The 16,528-nt window shown below is 58.4% G+C and carries 14 protein-coding genes; 8 read left to right on the top strand and 6 right to left on the bottom strand.

The window, feature by feature from the left end; all coding sequences use genetic code 11:
* Positions 1-112: 112 nt before the first annotated feature.
* Complete coding sequence (locus I6L47_RS03715) at positions 113-1,822, top strand: alpha-galactosidase (RefSeq protein ID WP_216948697.1); 1,710 nt, start codon at positions 113-115, stop codon at positions 1,820-1,822.
* Between the two features lie 65 nt (positions 1,823-1,887).
* Here I6L47_RS03715 and I6L47_RS03710 read toward each other — a convergent pair whose 3' ends face one another.
* Complete coding sequence (locus I6L47_RS03710; protein WP_005333277.1) at positions 1,888-2,388, bottom strand: hypothetical protein; 501 nt, start codon at positions 2,386-2,388, stop codon at positions 1,888-1,890.
* Between the two features lie 155 nt (positions 2,389-2,543).
* Complete coding sequence (gene sbcB, locus I6L47_RS03705) at positions 2,544-3,971, bottom strand: exodeoxyribonuclease I (protein ID WP_216948696.1); 1,428 nt, start codon at positions 3,969-3,971, stop codon at positions 2,544-2,546.
* Positions 3,972-4,384: 413 nt separating this feature from the next.
* Between sbcB and I6L47_RS03700 the strand changes: the two genes are divergently transcribed.
* Positions 4,385-5,547, top strand: a protein-coding gene (locus tag I6L47_RS03700) for an IS3 family transposase (protein ID WP_216948695.1) whose coding sequence is annotated in 2 segments (ribosomal slippage) — positions 4,385-4,640 and positions 4,640-5,547 — 1,164 coding nt in all. Because the reading frame shifts where the segments join, the coding sequence is not laid out codon by codon here.
* A 17-nt stretch (positions 5,548-5,564) separates the two neighbouring features.
* Here the strand turns inward: I6L47_RS03700 and I6L47_RS03695 are convergent.
* Together I6L47_RS03695 and I6L47_RS03690 are read right to left on the bottom strand one after the other, a co-directional pair.
* Positions 5,565-7,406, bottom strand: coding sequence for an ATP-binding protein (locus I6L47_RS03695; RefSeq protein ID WP_254204811.1), 1,842 nt, complete (start codon positions 7,404-7,406; stop codon positions 5,565-5,567).
* 8 nt (positions 7,407-7,414) lie between these two features.
* Positions 7,415-7,906 (bottom strand): molybdopterin-dependent oxidoreductase, encoded by a 492-nt coding sequence (locus I6L47_RS03690; RefSeq protein WP_005351410.1) that lies wholly within the window; start codon positions 7,904-7,906, stop codon positions 7,415-7,417.
* A gap of 338 nt (positions 7,907-8,244) precedes the next feature.
* On the opposite strand from I6L47_RS03690, the gene I6L47_RS03685 reads away from it, so the two are divergent.
* The 6 genes from I6L47_RS03685 (at position 8,245) to I6L47_RS03660 (ending at position 14,398) form a co-directional block, all read left to right on the top strand.
* Positions 8,245-8,595: an STAS domain-containing protein gene (locus I6L47_RS03685; RefSeq protein WP_005333409.1), complete on the top strand. Its 351-nt coding sequence runs from the start codon at positions 8,245-8,247 to the stop codon at positions 8,593-8,595.
* Positions 8,592-9,008: a hypothetical protein gene (locus tag I6L47_RS03680; protein ID WP_216948694.1), complete on the top strand. Its 417-nt coding sequence runs from the start codon at positions 8,592-8,594 to the stop codon at positions 9,006-9,008. The genes I6L47_RS03685 and I6L47_RS03680 overlap by 4 nt, the downstream gene beginning before the upstream one ends.
* A gap of 18 nt (positions 9,009-9,026) precedes the next feature.
* Positions 9,027-11,132, top strand: a complete 2,106-nt coding sequence (locus tag I6L47_RS03675) for an SLBB domain-containing protein (RefSeq protein ID WP_005351417.1) — start codon at positions 9,027-9,029, stop codon at positions 11,130-11,132.
* Between the two features lies 1 nt (position 11,133).
* Positions 11,134-11,802 (top strand): tyrosine-protein kinase family protein, encoded by a 669-nt coding sequence (locus tag I6L47_RS03670; RefSeq protein WP_005360129.1) that lies wholly within the window; start codon positions 11,134-11,136, stop codon positions 11,800-11,802.
* Positions 11,803-11,825: 23 nt separating this feature from the next.
* Positions 11,826-13,316: a SpoIIE family protein phosphatase gene (locus I6L47_RS03665; protein ID WP_216948693.1), complete on the top strand. Its 1,491-nt coding sequence runs from the start codon at positions 11,826-11,828 to the stop codon at positions 13,314-13,316.
* An 80-nt stretch (positions 13,317-13,396) separates the two neighbouring features.
* The gene (locus I6L47_RS03660; protein ID WP_216948692.1) at positions 13,397-14,398 is read left to right on the top strand and encodes a glycosyltransferase family 4 protein; all 1,002 of its coding nucleotides are present in this window, start codon (positions 13,397-13,399) and stop codon (positions 14,396-14,398) included.
* 293 nt (positions 14,399-14,691) lie between these two features.
* Here I6L47_RS03660 and I6L47_RS03655 read toward each other — a convergent pair whose 3' ends face one another.
* A complete protein-coding gene (locus tag I6L47_RS03655) occupies positions 14,692-15,327 on the bottom strand; it encodes a sugar transferase (protein ID WP_005333398.1) in 636 nt (211 codons plus the stop codon).
* Positions 15,324-16,517 carry a glycosyltransferase family 2 protein gene (locus I6L47_RS03650; RefSeq protein WP_069527365.1) on the bottom strand — a complete coding sequence of 398 codons (1,194 nt, stop codon included), beginning with the start codon at positions 16,515-16,517 and terminating at the stop codon, positions 15,324-15,326. Before I6L47_RS03650 ends, I6L47_RS03655 begins: the two co-directional genes overlap by 4 nt.
* Between the last annotated feature and the right edge of the window lie 11 nt (positions 16,518-16,528).

Genomic DNA, 16,528 nt, shown 5'->3' with positions numbered 1-16,528 from the left:
GGGTCGCGGCATTAAAACAATAACAACTGAAATCAGTTCGTTTGAAGCTGATTTGATTGGCATTTTTTGAAAAGTGCCTGATAGAACCCTTTTCGAACTACAAGGAGTAGTGATGACATCCCTCTTGTCCCGAGTTCGCCAGCTGGCGAACGATACTGCGTTGCCACCCCATCTGCTGCAAACTCGTCAGTGGGAGGGGCCCCTGTGCCGGGTGCGACTCGACAACACCGGTTCTGATGCCACTCCGGTTGAGCGCTGGGTGCTGTTTGACGGCAAGCTTGGCCTGCCGGTGGAGAGCGCCATCTATGGCGAAGGATTCCAGATGCTGGCCCAGACCATGGGTTGCTGGCAATCACCGCAATATGTCGGCCGTTGTCCCGATGCCAGCGTTTATCGCATCACTGATGACAATGGCTATCACACCATTCACAACCTGTTGCTGGTGGAGCATGGCAAGGGGTGGCTGCTGCTCGCCTTTGCCAGCTGCCACCGTTTTGGCGGGGAGTTTCGCCTCTATCCCGATGGTCGCTTGCAGATCCTGATGAATTGCGAAGGGCGGGAATTCGCGGCCGGTGAGCACTGGCAGAGCGAGGCGCTGATCTGCCTCGAAGGAGCGGAGCGCGAGGATCTGCTGGCCGAGCTGGCACGGCTGATCGAGGTCGAACATGGCTCGCTGATCAGCAAGGTGAGTGAGCGCCCGAGCGGCTGGTGCTCCTGGTATCACTACTACGCCGAGGTGAGCGCTGCCGATATTCGCGAGAACCTGCAGGTGCGTGCCGAGCGTTTCCCGGCCCTGCGTTATGTGCAGATCGACGACGGCTATCAGGCCAAAATGGGCGATTGGCTCACACCATCGGCCAAGTTCGAGCAAGGCGTTGCTTCACTGGCTGCCGAGATCAAACAGGCTGGCTGCGAGCCCGCCCTCTGGGTCGCTCCTTTTATTGCAGAGCCCGGTTCACAGGTGTTTCAGGAGCACCCAGACTGGTTTGTGAAGGGGGATGACGGCCTGCCGCTCCCCTCCGAGCGGGTCACCTATGGCGGTTGGCGCTGCACCCCCTGGTATGTGCTGGACGGCACCCACCCCGAGGTGCAAGCGCACCTTGAACAGGTGTTCCGTACCTTGCGCGAGCAGTGGGGAATCCACTACTTCAAGCTCGATGCCAACTTCTGGGGGGCCATCCACGGTGGCCGTTTCCACGATCCGGCCGCCACCCGGGTTGAAGCTTATCGACGCGGTATGGTGGCCATCCTGCGCGGTGCTGGTGAAGGCGCTTTCCTGCTCGGTTGCAACGCCCCCATCTGGCCAAGCCTCGGGCTGGTGCACGGCATGCGGGTGAGCGATGATGTGGAGCGCAGTGGTCATCGCTATCGCCAGATCGCTCGCGAGGCCTTCTGCCGTGCCTGGCAGAACGACAAGCTCTGGGCACTCGACCCCGACTGCATTTGCCTGCGGGATTTACCGAGCCAGCAGGCAAGTAAAGCTGAATACAGTTTCCATCTGGCTGCACTGGTGGCGAGCGGTGGCATGATGCTGGCCGGTGATCGGCTGCAAGATCTCGATGAGGAGCAGGCTGCGCAACTGTGCAAGTTGCTGGCGCTCTGCGCCGCCCGGGCACCCTCGGCCCGTTTCGAGTCGATGGACTTTGCCTGCGGTGAAGTGGGGCTGCCCGAGGGGGGTACTCTGCTCTGCTTGTTCAACTGGGAGGAGCAACCACAGGAGTTTCTGCTGCCGGAAGGGGGAACCGATTTTTGGCAGGGGCAGGCAGTCGGCACAACCGTGACCCTGCAAGGGGGCGAAGGGCGGGTGATCCGCTACGCCTGATCACAGCCTCACCATAAACAATTCAGGCTCCATTACGGAGCCTGAATTGTTTCAACCAGCTGCTATCAGTAACGCCACTCAAAACCGACGGCGTATTTGGCTGAGCCATAGCCCGGGATATCACTGCCGGAGGCGATCGCCTTGAGGGTTAGCAACGGGGTGATGGGCACCCCCAGACCAAAACCGATAGCTAGCTGATCATTGGGGTTCCCCATCAGATCGACCCGCATCACCCGATAGAGGGACATGTCCTCGCTCAGGTGCATATAGGCTTGCGAAGCGCGGTTATAGACCTGACCAAACACCTCCAGCTGGAAACCTGACTGTGCGCTGATGGCCAGCGGTACCCCGACAAACTTGTAGAGATGGGAGCCGTTGAAGTAGCTGTTGGTGATCAGGGGAGTGAAATCAGTCTGCTGATAAAGGGAATTGAAGTTCTGTTCTACGATGCGATAGGTCTGCTCGGGCAGGCGAGCAAGATAATCCGGCACATCGAACCGGTATGCGGCGTTGGCTGCCAGCGGCAGCAGGGCCAGTAATCCGAGCAGTGCGTGGTGACGAGGCATCAGCAAATGGCTTCCGTTCGGCCAAAGAGATCTCTTGCTTGGGAGACATCCGCTCAGGATGTTGCAAGATATTGGTTTTTGGGGAAATCCCCTTCGTCATTATGACCTGAAGAAGGGGATGGGCGGGAAGGATTTATTGTGAAACTACTCACAACTCATAAATCTTCCAGATAGTGGTAGAGACTCTTTAGAATCGCAAAGTTCCGTTCGTTACTCTGGTTCTGCTCGGCCAGCGCCTCGAGACGGGGCACATAGTCCGGCAGACGGCGGCTGAAGTAGTCGCTGCAGTGCAGGCGCCAGCGTTTCTGCTCTGCTTCGCTCAAGGTGTGTGGCCAGTTGCGGGCGCGGTAGCGGAACAGCATCTCCGGCAGCCGGGAGTCGGTAAAGGCGAACTCCCGCTCACCCAGCAGATCCGCGGGGGTGGCACGCACCAGATCCATGGTGGACTTGTCGCCATGGCCAAAGAATCCGGCGTAAAGCTGGGTATCGGGGTCGCTCTCATTGCTGCCGGCGAACTCCTGATTGAACACTTCCACCAGTTTTTCCCGCACCTCGGGATGGGCGCGCAGCAGATCCAGGCTCTTGCGGCACTGCTCCCGATCGATGCCGAGCTCGTCGGCGCGCTCCGCGGTCAGGGTGGCGGCCGGCGCCAGTACCGGGCACTTGTTGATGTGCACCAGCTTCACCGGAATGCCCGCCAGATCCCCCAGCTCCTCTTTTTTGGTATAGAGGCGCTCGCGGATCTCCTCGCTGGTGAGCTCGATAAGCGGGGTGGGGTCACGGGTCAGATCCACCATGATCACCGCGTTCTGATTGGTGGGGTGCCAGGCGAGCGGCGAGACCCAGCTTGCACAACCCTGCCAGGGGGAGAACATGCCGGAGACATGCACCAGCGGCTTCATGGTCACCACGTCAATCAGCGCCTTCACCTTGTTTTTGTTACGCAGATCAAAGAGATAACCAAACAGCTTGGGTTGGGCTTTTTTCACCAGCTTGGCCATCTCGATGGTGGCCAGCACGTCCGAGAGTGCATCGTGGGCATTGGCGTGAGTAACGCCGTTGGCGACCGTCAGCTTTTCAAGTCTGAAACTCGGTTTTCCTTCATCGTCAAAGGCCCACTCGATCCCCTCCGGCCGCAGGGCATAGCAGGCCCGCAGCATGTCGAGAATGTCCCAGCGGGAGTTGCCGTTTTGCCAGCTGTAGGCATAGGGGTCATAGAAGTTGCGATAGAGGGTGTAGCGGGTCACTTCATCATCGAAGCGGATGCTGTTGTAGCCAAGCACACAGGTATTCGGCGTGGCGAATTGCTCGTGGATCTGGCGAATGAAATCCGCCTCGCACAGCCCATCCTTCATCGCCTTTTGCGGCGTGATACCGGTAATCAGGCACGCCTCCGGATCCGGCAGATAGTCCGCCGGCGGCTTGCAGTAGATGGCCAGCGGCTCGCCAATGATGTTGAAATCCGCATCGGTACGAATACCGGCAAACTGCGACGGCCTGTCCTTGGCGGGGTTGATGCCAAAGGTTTCGTAGTCGTGAAAGTAGAATGTTGGCTGTGTTGTTTGGTTCTTGGGTGTGCTCATGTGTTCTTGTTTTATCGCCTAAGCTTCTGATTATATGGTTCTTAATGATGTGTTCAGCTTTGTCTGAGCACCCAATAAATTCTTTGCTGTTTGTGTCTGTCTGCCTATGTTCACCATCCAATTAGTACAACTCAAAGTACAAAACATGGTATTTTGTTAGTACAAAATTTTATTGGGTGAGCTATGGCAATTACAGATAGACAGCTGGCTGCGAGGCGTCCATGGTAAACCATACTCCGGCCAGAGCGAAGTCACTGACGGTGATGGGCTTGGCATAAGGGTGTCACCTAAAGGGCTGATCACCTTCCAAGTGCGTCATATGCGTGATGGGAAACAAGTCAGGACTGTAGTGGTCTAATCATCCCGGACACCATTTTAGGTGGTACAGTCGCCACCATGACCTGAGGTGTTCAATGACAAGATTACGTCGCTCATTTACTGCCGAATTCAAACTCGAAGCCGCATCCCTGGTACTCGACCAGGGATACTCTGTCCCTGAAGCCAGCCGTTCACTGGATGTCGGTGAAACCGTACTGCGTCGCTGGGTTCAGCAGCTCCAATCCGAACGCTGCGGCACAACCCCAATCAGCAAAGCACTGACTCCGGAGCAGCAGAAAATTCAGGAGCTGGAAGCCCGCATCAACCAGCTCGAACGTGAAAAGGACATACTAAAAAAGGCTACTGCTCTCTTGATGGCGGACGAGTTCACACGTACGCGCTGATAGACCGATTAAGGGAGCAAGCCCCCATCACTCTGGTCTGCTGCGCTTTCGATGTTCCCACCTCCTGTTTTTACGATTATCTGGCTCGCAGGCGGACGATTAACCGTGAACGTATGCAACAGCGCTGTGAGTTGCGCCGTTTGTTCAAAGAAAGCCGGAACTCAGCGGGCAGCCGCGCCTTGATGTCGATGATGCGGGAGTTGGGGTATCAGATTGGTCGATTCAAAGTACGTAACCTGATGAAGGAAGCCGGTCTGGTATCCAAGCAACCGGGCGCTCATCGCTATCAGGTCGCTCGGTCTGAACGACCGGACATTCCCAATCTGCTGGCCCGCGAATTTGATGTCCAGCAACCCAATCAGGTGTGGTGTGGCGATATCACCTACGTCTGGGCAGGTGGTCGTTGGCGTTACCTGGCAGCGATTCTTGACCTGTACACCCGGCGGGTCGTGGGCTGGGGGATGTCTGATAAGCCTGATGCAGAGCTGGCCATCAAAGCACTTGAGATGGCGTATCAGCAACGAGGTTGTCCGTCAGGCGTGCTGTTTCACTCTGACCAGGGCAGCCAATATGGCAGCCGGGCATTTCGGCAACGACTGTGGCGCTATCGCATGACCCAGAGCATGAGTCGGCGTGGCAACTGCTGGGATAACGCCCCGATGGAGCGACTGTTCAGGAGCCTGAAGTCAGAGTGGCTCCCGGCTATGGGATATATGAGATTGCGAGCAGCGAAACGAGATATCAGTTATTACCTGATGGATTACTACAACTGGCGGCGTCCACATTGCCGCAATGACGGGATACAGCCAGCAAAAGCCGAAGAACGGCCTAACCAAGTGTCCGGATTTAGTTGACCACTACGACCTCTCGCCTATGCACCATGAGCATTGCACTTATTATCTGAATTTACGTAGTTATGTATTATTAAATATTTAGACAACAGTTTATTTATTTCCATGACAAGCGTCTCTTTATTGATGGGCTTGGTGATATACCCGTTCATGCCATGGGAGAGATAGTATTGCTTGGATTCCGGCATCGCATCCGCCGTCAGGGCGATGATGGGGATATCTGCCCAAGGCATCTGGGAGGTGCGGATCCGGGTGGTGGCCACCAGGCCATCCATCACTGGCATCTGGACATCCATCAACACCAGATCAAATTCGGTGTGACCCAGTTTCTCCAACGCCTCTTCTCCCTGAACGGCCAGTGTGACCTGATGGCCCACGGAGTCGAGCATGGCGCCGATCACCTTGCGGTTGGTGGCATTGTCATCAACCAGCAAGATGCGATAGCTCTCCTGATCCAGCGGCTTGGACGGCAGGCAAACAATCGAGGGGGTCGTGGCTCTGGCGGGCCAGATGTAGGTAAAAGTACTGCCATGTCCCTCGCTGCTCTCTACCGAGATATCGCCGCCCATCAGGCGTGCGAGGTTACGGGATATTTCAAGTCCCAGGCCCGATCCGCCATATTGGCGGGTGATCGAGACATCCGCCTGAGCGAAACGTTGAAACAGGTTCTTTAACTGACTTTTGCTCATGCCGATCCCTGTGTCCTGGATCGAGATGCGTATCGAGTGGCGATCCTGCTCCAACAGGGTGCTAGCAACGTGGATCTTTACTTCCCCCTGATGGGTGAACTTGATGGCATTGCTCACCAGATTGAAGAGGATCTGGCGCACTCTCAGCGGGTCGATCATCAACCACTCCGGCGTATCAGGGGCAACAGTCAGGGTCAGTTTGATCCCTTTTGCATCGCAGTTGCTCTGCATCAGGGCACGGATATCCTCCAGCAGCTGGGGCAAGTGATGGGGGGCCAGTTGCAGCTCGATCTTGCCCTCTTCCAGCTTGGATACATCCAGAATGTCGTTAAGCAGACCGAGCAGATGGTTTGCCGATTCCCGCGCCGTCTCCAGATAGTCTCGCTCCCTCGGATCCATATCCCGGTCGGCCAGCAGTGAGAGCATGCCGAGAATGCCATTCATGGGGGTGCGAATTTCATGGCTCATGTTGGCCAAAAAGCTGCTTTTGGCTCTTGTGCCTGCCTCTGCCGCCTGATTTGCCCGCAGCAGTTTGTCATTGAGCTGCTGCATCAGTTTGTGTTGCAGAAACGAGATATTCATTTGCCGCCAGATCAGCAGGGCGAGCACAAAGAGCAGCGCAAATTGCAGGGTCGCGATGAGTGTCGTCGTGATGATCTGCTCCCTCACGCTGTCGCGACGCGCCACATCAAACAGGGTCGCCTGCTGGTTCACCTCCAGAGTCAGCTGATGGAGCAGGGGGAGCAGGGAGGCAAGCTGTTGGCGCAGTTCCTGATGGGCAAGATTGTCCAGCGGCTTGGTGGCTTCCGGCCCGAGCCAGATATCCGCCAGAGAGATGTAGGATCGAATGGCTTTGCTTGCCTGCTGGTAGATCTCTGTTTGCTGAAGCAGGCTGCGATCCTTGCTCTCCAGCACCAGATCCATGCGGCTGACCAGAATATCGTATCTGAGCTGGAAGGTCGGTTGCGACTCATGGAGCAGCGAGCTTTGAAAACGCAGCGCTTCGTTATAGAGCTGGAAATAGTTCCACATCACGTTGTCTTCGCCCTGGCTGGTACTGCGCTGCAGATCCTGAAATTGCCGGTACTGGATGGTACCAATACCGGCAAAGGCAAGGAGCAGCACACAAAGCACCACAAACAAGAAACGTTGACTGGCCGCCATGGAACGCATGATGGGATCTACTCCACTTTTATCGCGCTGATCTGCCAGATAGCCCGACCGTAATAGAGCTTGTTTTGCAGTTCGGGATATTGATCAAACGGATAGACAAGGAACAGCGGCCCTTTGTCACGCACCGACAGTGGCTTGCCATTGATCGTGCGGGCGAGGATGACCCGATACTGCTCGGCATCGCTTGTCGGCACCTGTACCGAGTAGTCATTGAGCGCGGTAATGGTGAGCTGTTTGCCGGTTGCCCCGACCTTGGCCAATACATCTTGCAGCAGCGGGCCGCGAAAAGTCTTGGCTTCGTCATACCAGGGGGTATGGGTTTTGATTTCGTGTACCGGCAGTTGATCCAGCATGGCGCTGTCCCACAGGGCCAGAGCCTGATGAGTGGGGCTGCTGATGGCGCCTTCAACCTTCAACACGGCGCTGTCAGGGGAGGGGGCTGCGTATGCGGTGCCGCAAAGGGCTGCCAACAGTGGTGCGATGTAAAGGCCTGCTTTCATGATCTCTCCTTCCTGGAAAATGGCGGCATGGGGGCCGAGCCAACGGTGGCTTGTGAAGTGTGTCCAAAGGCAAGCAATAATCGGGCCCGGTCTAATGGGCTTGAATTATCAGCCATTTAGCCTCTTATCTAGCGATCTCGGCGAAGGTGAATTGCAGTTTGCAACGTGCGGGGGAGGTCAATTGCAATTTGGCAATCAAAACGAGGAGTGGGTGTCGGCGAATAAGGCGCAAAGAGTATCATTTGGAGAACAAGTGCCGTGGCACTGCCCGGCATAACATTTGCAACGTGCTGAATGCCGTGACAGCAAATAGTCTGAGAATCGACAAGGAGCTAGCGATGGAAAGCATGACTTACACCCTTAATGATATCCAGGTAGTGGTACTGGAAAACGAGTTTGACGCGATGGCCGTCAGTGAGCTCCGCCCGTTGTTTGAAACCCTCTCGACCCACCCGGGAGATATCCTGGCCGATATCAGCGATGTTCATTTTATCGACTCGTCGGGGATCGGAGCCTTGGTATTTCTCTATAAAAGATTGATTATGAACGGGCATCAGATGGCCCTTGTCTGCGGACCCGGTCAACCCCATGACCTGCTGGAGATGCTGCATATCGACCGGGTGATCCCCTGCCATGAGAGCATCAAGGCCTATATGCGTTCACGTGGCATGATGGCCGCTGCATCATGAAACGCTTTGGTATCATGCTATCGTCCATTCTGCTGTCGGGTTGTGCGCAGTGGCCGCCGGAGGGATATGGCGGCATGGCCGAGGCAAGACCCACCCGTATTCCGGTCAATGAGGATGAACGGCGGGTCTGGTCTCGTTATGATGAGCGTCAGAAGGAACTCGACTTGCAGCTGACGGAATTAAAGCAAGCGAGTCTGCAGGGGTGTATGCCTGCGGAGTTGAAACGACTACAATCTCAACGTATTGATATCGAACGGGATATGCACGGACGGCTCTGGTCGGATGTAGCCTGGCGTCAGACCGTGTTGGCACAATCACTACAACAAGTACGTTTGCGGCTGCAACAGACAACAGCGGATGGCTGTCGTGCTGATTGGTCAGGGCTCCCCTTACGCCAATGGGGGCAGACGTAACAGACGAAAAGGATGTCTATGAAACGGGGTGCTCTCGAAGGATTGATCTGTGTTCTCTTGCTGTTGTTCACCTGCCCGTTACTGGCCTCCACCTTGTTGGCTCCCGGTGATCGGTTGGCCATAGTGCAACCCGGTGAGCCGGCTTTTGATCAGCCTTTCCAGATCAACAAGCAGGGGGAGATTGCACTGCCTGAAGTCGGCAACCTAGTGGTGGGGGGGAAGACCCTGCAACAGGCGGATGAGCTGATCCGCACCGCCCTCAAACCTGTTTACAACAACCTCTCTCAATTGACCGTCACCTTGCTGGAGAAGCGGCTGCTGATCAGCGTGATGGGCTATGTCAAAAAACCCGGCAGTTATGATCTGGCGCCCGATGGCAACGTGCAGATGGCCCTCGATGCCGCTGGCGGGTTGGTACCCGGTGCCCAGCTCAACAACATGCAGGTGCGGCGCGGCAGCACGGTATCTAGCTTCGACTACAAGCGTTATCTCGATACCGGCGATGCCAGCGTGTTGCCGCCATTGCAATCCCTTGATGTGGTGTTCGTGCCAGCATCCCCTTTGATCGGCAACGTGCAGATTGATTTTGATGCGGCAACCCTGGCGGCAGGCGGGGATGGCGATACCGGCAAGGCGATCAAGGTGTTTGGCGAGGTCAACAGCCCCGGCGCCTTCAGTTTCAAGAGCGGCAACTCCATCGTGGATCTGCTGATGCGAGCCGGTGGGGTGACCCGCTTTGCCGGGGTGGAGCGGATCCGGGTGATCAATGGTGATGCCCCCGAACTGTTCGATCTCAAAGCCTATCTCGACTCCGGCAACAACAAGTTGCTGCCCAATCTGGCACCGGGCGCCACCATCTTCGTGCCCAAGGATGAAGAGCAGATAAAACGGGGGGCGCGCACCATCTACATCATGGGCGAGGTGTTCAAACCTGGCGCCTATGAGGGGCGGGAAGGGGACTCCTTCCTCGATATTCTGGCCAATGCCGGCGGCCCGACCCGCTATGCCGAGAGTCGCCAGATCCGTTTGCTGCGCACCGATGGCACGATCGAACCCATCGACTTGCAGGCCTATACCGAAGGGATGCAAAAGGCGCTTCCCCAAGTCAAACCCGGTGATGCCATTTTTGTGCCGGAAAAGACCGATATCAACGAGAAATCCTGGTTAAAAGTGGCCCCCGGACGGGCGGTGATGGTGATGGGGGCGGTGCGGATCCCGGGCCGCTATGAATGGTCTGACGAGATGTCGCTGCTGGATCTGATCGCCCACGCTGGTGGCCCCAACGAGCGGGCCGATATCGCCAAGGTGCAGATCCTGACCGCCGAAGGGGGGCAGGCCACGCCAACCCTGTTTGATCTCGACAAGTTTCTCCATCAGGGGGGGGCGCTGGCCAGCCTGCCGAAGATCCGGGCCGGATTCACCATCATGATCCCCGAGCTGCCCACCGATCCCAGTGACAACAAGTCCCAGTGGGTGCGCCAGTCACCGGACAGTTCCATTTACATCTTCGGTCAGGTCGGGGCGCCCGGTCGCTATGCCTTCAATGAGCAGATGGGCTTTATCGACATCCTGTCGGCCGCCGATGGTCCGACTGCGGCGGCGGATCTGCGCAATGTGCGTATCGCCCATCGCAGTGGCAGCACGGCGCGGGTCAGCAAGCTCGATCTTGCCCTCTACTTTGAAACCGGCGATGAAACCTTGCTGCCCAAGGTGCTGCCCGGCGACTCCATCTACCTGCCGGAGAAGAATCGTCCCTGGCTCGATGAGCCAAAGGAGAACACCATTCGGGTGCTGGGAGCGATCGCCCGCCCGGGTCGCTACCGCTTTGACTCTTCCATGACCCTGCTGGATCTGCTGGCCGAGGCGGGGGGCCCGACCAGCAGCGCCTATATCAAGAAGATTGTGGTGATCAACATGGCCACCAGTGGTCAGGGGGATCAGGCCCGCAGCTTCGATCTCGACGGCTTTGCCAAAGAGCCCGACTTTAGCCAGTTGCCGGTGCTGCGCGCAGGGGACACAGTCTTTATCCCTGACAGCAAGAGCAGTAACTGGGCCATCTTCATGGATGGCATGCGCGACATTTTGACCACGATCTCGGTGGTGGCCCTGGTCGGGACGCTTTGATATGAGCATCCCCATTCAATATCTGGAGCTCGAATCCCTCTATGCGGCGACGGTCGCCCGGGGGATCCGCTCGCTGGCGGTCACCTCGTCGGAAGGGGGAGAGGGGGTGAGCTCCATCTGCGATGCGCTGGCAAGGCGCTCGGAAGCGGATGGGCTGCGCACCCTGCTGGTGGATCTCAATCTCTATCACCCCGGCCGCGCCACGGCGGTTGCCTGGGGGCCCAATGATGTGCCCGAGCCGGTGGCCACTGGCCGGTCGTTGTCCCTGCTCCCGGCGCCGGGCAAGGATCTGATGGCTTTTCGCAACAAGGATACCTTGCGCCAATTGCTGGTTCGCTGGCTCGAGCACTACGATGTGGTGATCTTCGATACCTCGCCGCTCACCGCCCTCAATCGGGGCAATATTCCGGCCGATCAGGTGTGTGGGGCCTGTGAAGGGGCGCTGCTGGTGGTGCTGGCGGGAGTGACGCCGACGACCGTGGTACAAAGTGCGGTGGATAAACTGACCCGTGCCGAGGCCAATCTGATTGGCGCTGTCTATAACGACAAGCTCAACCCGGGGCTGGCCAGCGAGATCCTGCGCGAACTCAACCGGCTGCCCAGCAACCGGGTGACCGAATGGCTCAAGCGCTGGTGTCGGCGCAGCGCCTTGCTGAATTTCCGGATCTGATCGCCCGCTAATGGAGGCCCGATATGGATGACTGGTTGCGATCTGCTCCGGCAACCCTGCAGGCGGTGCGCGAACTGCGCAACCGGCTGGCACAGGGGCTCTCCCTGTTTCAGGTCTCCCCAAAGGATCAAGCCAACTGGCTGCTCTGTTTCAGTGAGCTGGCTACCAATAGCGTCAAACACACAGCTCCTCCCGCGACCCGGCTCTGGCTCACGCTGAAAGAGGATGAAACGGGTTTGAGTCTGATACTGGAGGATGATGGTGGCCCGCAACCCGGTCTTGCCAGCGCGCCGTTACCCGATGAGCTGCAGGAGGGGGGATACGGGCTGGCGCTGGTGCACCAGCTGTTTGCCGAGGTGCACTTCTCTCGCGACGGTGAGCGCAATCGCGTGACCCTTCGCCAGCAGGGCCCGGTCAACCAACTGCCGGTGCTCGCGGTGATCGACGATGACAAGGTGATGCGTGCCCTGCTCACCGCCTATCTCCATGAGCACTACCGGGTTGAAAGTTATGCCGACTCCCATGCCGCCCTGCTGGCGCTCGGGAAGCAACCTCCCGCGCTGGTGCTCTCCGATATCGAGATGGAAGGGATCGATGGCTTTGGGCTGCGCCAGCAGTTGATGAAGGATCCCAAGATGAAGGGGGTGCCCTTTATCTTCCTGACCGGTCATCAGGATCAGTGGACCCAGAGTCGGGCGGGGGCGCTGGGGATCGATGACTTTCTGGTCAAGCCCATCACCAAGCAGGACCTGTTGCTGGCGGTTTCGCGGGTGCTGCAACGCTCTGAGCAACTCAAGTCGCAATGGGGCGAACAGCTGGATCAGCGCATGACCTCGGCGCTGCGCCCGTTATTGCCCGCCACCTCGATAGGGGGATACCAGCTGGCGTTGCAAACCCGCGCGGCCACCGTGGGGGGCGGGGACTTTCTGCTGGTCAAGGATCGGGTGCTGTGGCTCGGGGATGTGATGGGCCACGATGCGGAAGCCAAGTTTTTTGCCCATGCCTATGCCGGTTATCTGCGCGGCTTGCTGACGGCGCACGATCTGGAGCGCGCCCCCGCCCGTTTGCTGACCATCTTGTCCAATGCGGTTCACAGTGATCCGTTATTGGGGGCTACCCTGCTCACCACCCTCTGCATTGAACTCGGCAACGAGGGGCGGGTGCAGTGGGCCAGCGCGGGCCACCCGGCGCCCTGGCTGGTCGGGCCCGGTACCATCCGTCAGGTCGGCGTGACCGGCCCCTTGCCCGGTTTGCGCCCGGATCCCCACTTCGTGACCAATGAGCGTCAGCTCAAGCCCGGCGAGATCCTGCTGTTCTGGACCGACGGCCTGCTCGATAGCCGTGACGCAGAAGAGCGCCAGCGCTGGGAGTCGCAGCTAAAAGAGATCTGCCTGACTTCGGGGCCCGGTCTTGAGCAACTGGCTCATCGCATTGCCCGCTGGTTTGATGAGCGCATCAATGATGCCGCCCTCGATGACATGACCCTCCTGCTGGTCGCCTGTCCCGGCGCCTGATCCTGCCCCTCTTTGCCTGACTGGCCCGCTCTATGCAGCGCCTCATTTCAGGTGGCATGGAGCCACGGGAGGAGGGCCTTATGTTACCCATGCAGCAGATCTGGCTGGCCATCGATGCACGTCAGGTCGGTGGAATAGAAGTTCACATTATCCATCTCGCCAACGATCTGCTGGCCAGGGGATTTCGCCCCACCATAGTGCTGGTGAGCAACCACGGCATGACCCCCTTTACGACCCTGCTCAAACAACAGGGCTTGCCCTACGAGGTGTGCCAAAACAGCCGCGATTTTATGCGCCGTCTGGCTCGCCAGCCTGCTTCTGTGCTGATCCATACCCACGGCTACAAGGCCGGGGTGCTGGGGCGGCTGACGGCCTGGTTCACCGGTAAATCGGTGGTTTCGACCTTTCACAGTGGGGATGACGGGGAAGGTTTGCTGAAGTTTTACAGCTGGCTGGATCGCACTACAGCGCGTTTTGCGAAGTGTATTGCAGTGAGCGAGCCCATCGCTCGCAAATTGCCTGTGCCAAGCACGGTGATCAGCAACTTTGTCCCCATGCCTGCGACACCGGCATCGGTAACTGGCAACCGGATTGCCTTTGTCGGCCGCCTCTCGCCGGAAAAGGGGCCGGAGGTGTTCTGCCAGCTGGCCGCCTTCTGCCCGGATGGGGCGTTTCATCTCTACGGGGATGGCCCCATGAAAAGTGCCTTGTTGCAGCAGTATGGTGATCGCGTCCAGCTTCATGGTTTCCAGAACATGGCCAATGAGTGGCACAACATCGACCTGCTCTGCATCACCTCCCGCTTTGAAGGGTTGCCGCTGGTGGCCCTGGAGGCGATGGCTCACGGCATACCGGTTTGTACCTTTGCGGTGGGGGGGCTGGTCAATCTGATCGACCATAAATCCAATGGCTGGCTGGTGGAGCCCGGCCATGTGCGGGATATGGCGGAGCTGGTCAACTACTGGCTGCGCAGCGATGGGGTGGTGCGCAGCAAAATGAGTCAGGCGGCGCGCAACACCATAGCCAGGGGTTACAGTGTGAGCAACAGAGTGACCGATATTCTGGCCGTCTACGGCGCCTGAATCACCAAGGGAAAACTGTCAAAACGAGTTGCCGCTGGCCACTCGTTTTTTATGTGCCGGTGTTATGGCGAGCAGGGGGCGGATTGCTTCTGTGATCACGCAACGCTTGGGTTTCTAGTGTTGGTCAAACTGGCATCAGGCCTTTGGATGGATGGGGCCAGATGATGGCGATCAGATCGCTGACTTCTAGGTGATCAACGTTGATTTGCCACAAGGATGCGCCACAAAAAAGGCCATTGCAGTAACAATGGCCTGATGGGCGTTGAGATGTGGTTGAGGTGGGTGCGGCGGGATTAGCGCCCCTTCTTGCCAACCATGATGGCGATCGTCTTGCCGATGATATGCACATCCTGCACCAGCCAACGCCAGGGGTGGAGCAGGGCGACCGAGTAGGCCAGATCGAACGCCAGCTTGCTGCGCACATCATCCAGCGACTCGTCGTAACCCTGGTTGACCTGCGCCAGACCGGTAATGCCGGGGGCCACTTCATAGGTGCGTTCGATAAAGTACGGCACCGCATCTTCCAGCCGGTTGGCGATCCCGGGTCGCTCCGGACGGGGGCCGATCAGCGACATCTCCCCCTTGAGCACATTGATAAACTGCGGCAGCTCATCGAGCCGGGTTTTGCGCAGAAAGTCGCCGCTGCGGGTGATCCGGCTGTCCCCCTTGCCACACCAGACCGGCCCGGTGGCCGCCTCGGCGTCGGCGCGCATGGTGCGAAACTTGATCATGAAAAAGAGCTCGGTATGGGTGGCGTGGCTGCGCCCGATCCGCAGCTGACGAAAGAACACAGGCCCCGGGCTATCGAGCCGGATGGCCAGCATGATCAGCGGCCACAACGGCAGCGTCAGCAGCAGGCCAAGAGTGGCACCGAGCAGATCCATGCTGCGTTTGACCACCAGGGTCAATCTTGGAATGGGGTGTGTCATACGGCTTTCTCCTGTGACATGAAACGTATGGGGGCTCGCAGGCAGTAGCGCAGGGTGCCCATGCCGTTGTACCAGTGTCCGAGTACCAGATAGTGGATCTTGCGAAACAGATTGGGCCAGGGGTGCACAGGGGTCAGCTGGATCAGGATGACCAGCAGATACCCCAGCAGTTGCAGCCCCAGCAGCAGTTGAAACAGCAGGGATTGGGTGGCCAGCGGGATGGCGCAGAGCCACAGCAGGGTCAGGCAGAGCGGCATCAACACCCGCAGCCCCTTGCCACTGGCAAAGTTGAAGGCAACCCAGCCGAACTTGGGGTGCAGCAGGGGCAGTAACCGCAGCAGCTGCTGGGTGTTGCCAGCCCCGATCCGCTTGCGCCGTGTCGCCTCCAGCGCGGCATTGGAAACTTCCAGCTCCAGTGCCGCGCAGCGATTGTCATAGACAGCCCGATACCCCTTGGCGATGGCCTGCATCGGCAGGATGAAATCGTCGTTGATGGTATCGGCAGCCAGCGGGGTGAGGCACTCTCGGCGCATCATGTAAAAGGCCCCGTGGGCCCCCAGCATGCCGCCAAGGGCCGATTCGCAGAGCTTGATCTGGCTTTGATAGTGCCAGTAACTCTCCTCGCCCTGGGAGCCCGGTTGCCAGAAGCGGTACGCCTCCCCGACCACCCCTACCTTGGGATCGGCAAAATGGGCGACCGCCAGCAGCAGGCTGTCGATGGGCAGCAGGGCCGAGACATCGGTGAGGGCCACCAGATCGCTGTGCACCCGGGTCATGGCCTCGTTGAGCACGGCGACCTTGCCGCGATTGCGGGGGTGATCAAACAGCCTGATCTGCAACTGCTGCAGGGCGGGATCACCGAGCTGGCTTAGCGCAATGGGGTAACTGTTGTCGCTGCAGCCGTCGAAATGCACATGCACCCACAGCTTGTCGGCGGGGTAATCGAGGCTGGCGAGGTTTTGCAGCTTGGCCGCGATGGTCGCCGCCTCGTTATAAACCGGCATCAGCAGGGTGATGGTCGGCAGCGCCTCATCGGTGGCGTCTGTTTTGAACCCTCGATCCAGAGGGCGGGGCGGATTGGCTACCTTGCGCGCCTGCCGACCACCGAATTTGAGCAGCAGGGGATAGCCGACATGGTGGTAGACCACCAGTACAGCGCACAGCCAGAACACGATCATGATCCATTCCATGGGATGCTCCT

The sequence above is a fragment of the Aeromonas sp. FDAARGOS 1417 genome (assembly GCF_019046985.1).
GTDB classification, from domain to species: Bacteria; Pseudomonadota; Gammaproteobacteria; order Enterobacterales; family Aeromonadaceae; genus Aeromonas; species Aeromonas veronii.
This window is presented reverse-complemented; position numbering and strand designations above follow the sequence as displayed.

Bases quoted from the DNA above. Each gene is read 5' to 3' on its own strand.
- I6L47_RS03670 (WP_005360129.1), top strand. From the start codon at position 11,134: ATGAGCATCCCCATTCAATATCTGGAGCTCGAATCCCTCTATGCGGCG.
- I6L47_RS03665 (WP_216948693.1), top strand. From the start codon at position 11,826: ATGGATGACTGGTTGCGATCTGCTCCGGCAACCCTGCAGGCGGTGCGC.
- I6L47_RS03675 (WP_005351417.1), top strand. From the start codon at position 9,027: ATGAAACGGGGTGCTCTCGAAGGATTGATCTGTGTTCTCTTGCTGTTG.
- I6L47_RS03715 (WP_216948697.1), top strand. From the start codon at position 113: ATGACATCCCTCTTGTCCCGAGTTCGCCAGCTGGCGAACGATACTGCG.
- I6L47_RS03690 (WP_005351410.1), bottom strand. From the start codon at position 7,906: ATGAAAGCAGGCCTTTACATCGCACCACTGTTGGCAGCCCTTTGCGGC.
- sbcB (WP_216948696.1), bottom strand. From the start codon at position 3,971: ATGAGCACACCCAAGAACCAAACAACACAGCCAACATTCTACTTTCAC.
- I6L47_RS03655 (WP_005333398.1), bottom strand. From the start codon at position 15,327: ATGACACACCCCATTCCAAGATTGACCCTGGTGGTCAAACGCAGCATG.
- I6L47_RS03685 (WP_005333409.1), top strand. From the start codon at position 8,245: ATGGAAAGCATGACTTACACCCTTAATGATATCCAGGTAGTGGTACTG.
- I6L47_RS03695 (WP_254204811.1), bottom strand. From the start codon at position 7,406: ATGCGTTCCATGGCGGCCAGTCAACGTTTCTTGTTTGTGGTGCTTTGT.
- I6L47_RS03710 (WP_005333277.1), bottom strand. From the start codon at position 2,388: ATGCCTCGTCACCACGCACTGCTCGGATTACTGGCCCTGCTGCCGCTG.
- I6L47_RS03650 (WP_069527365.1), bottom strand. From the start codon at position 16,517: ATGGAATGGATCATGATCGTGTTCTGGCTGTGCGCTGTACTGGTGGTC.
- I6L47_RS03680 (WP_216948694.1), top strand. From the start codon at position 8,592: ATGAAACGCTTTGGTATCATGCTATCGTCCATTCTGCTGTCGGGTTGT.
- I6L47_RS03660 (WP_216948692.1), top strand. From the start codon at position 13,397: ATGTTACCCATGCAGCAGATCTGGCTGGCCATCGATGCACGTCAGGTC.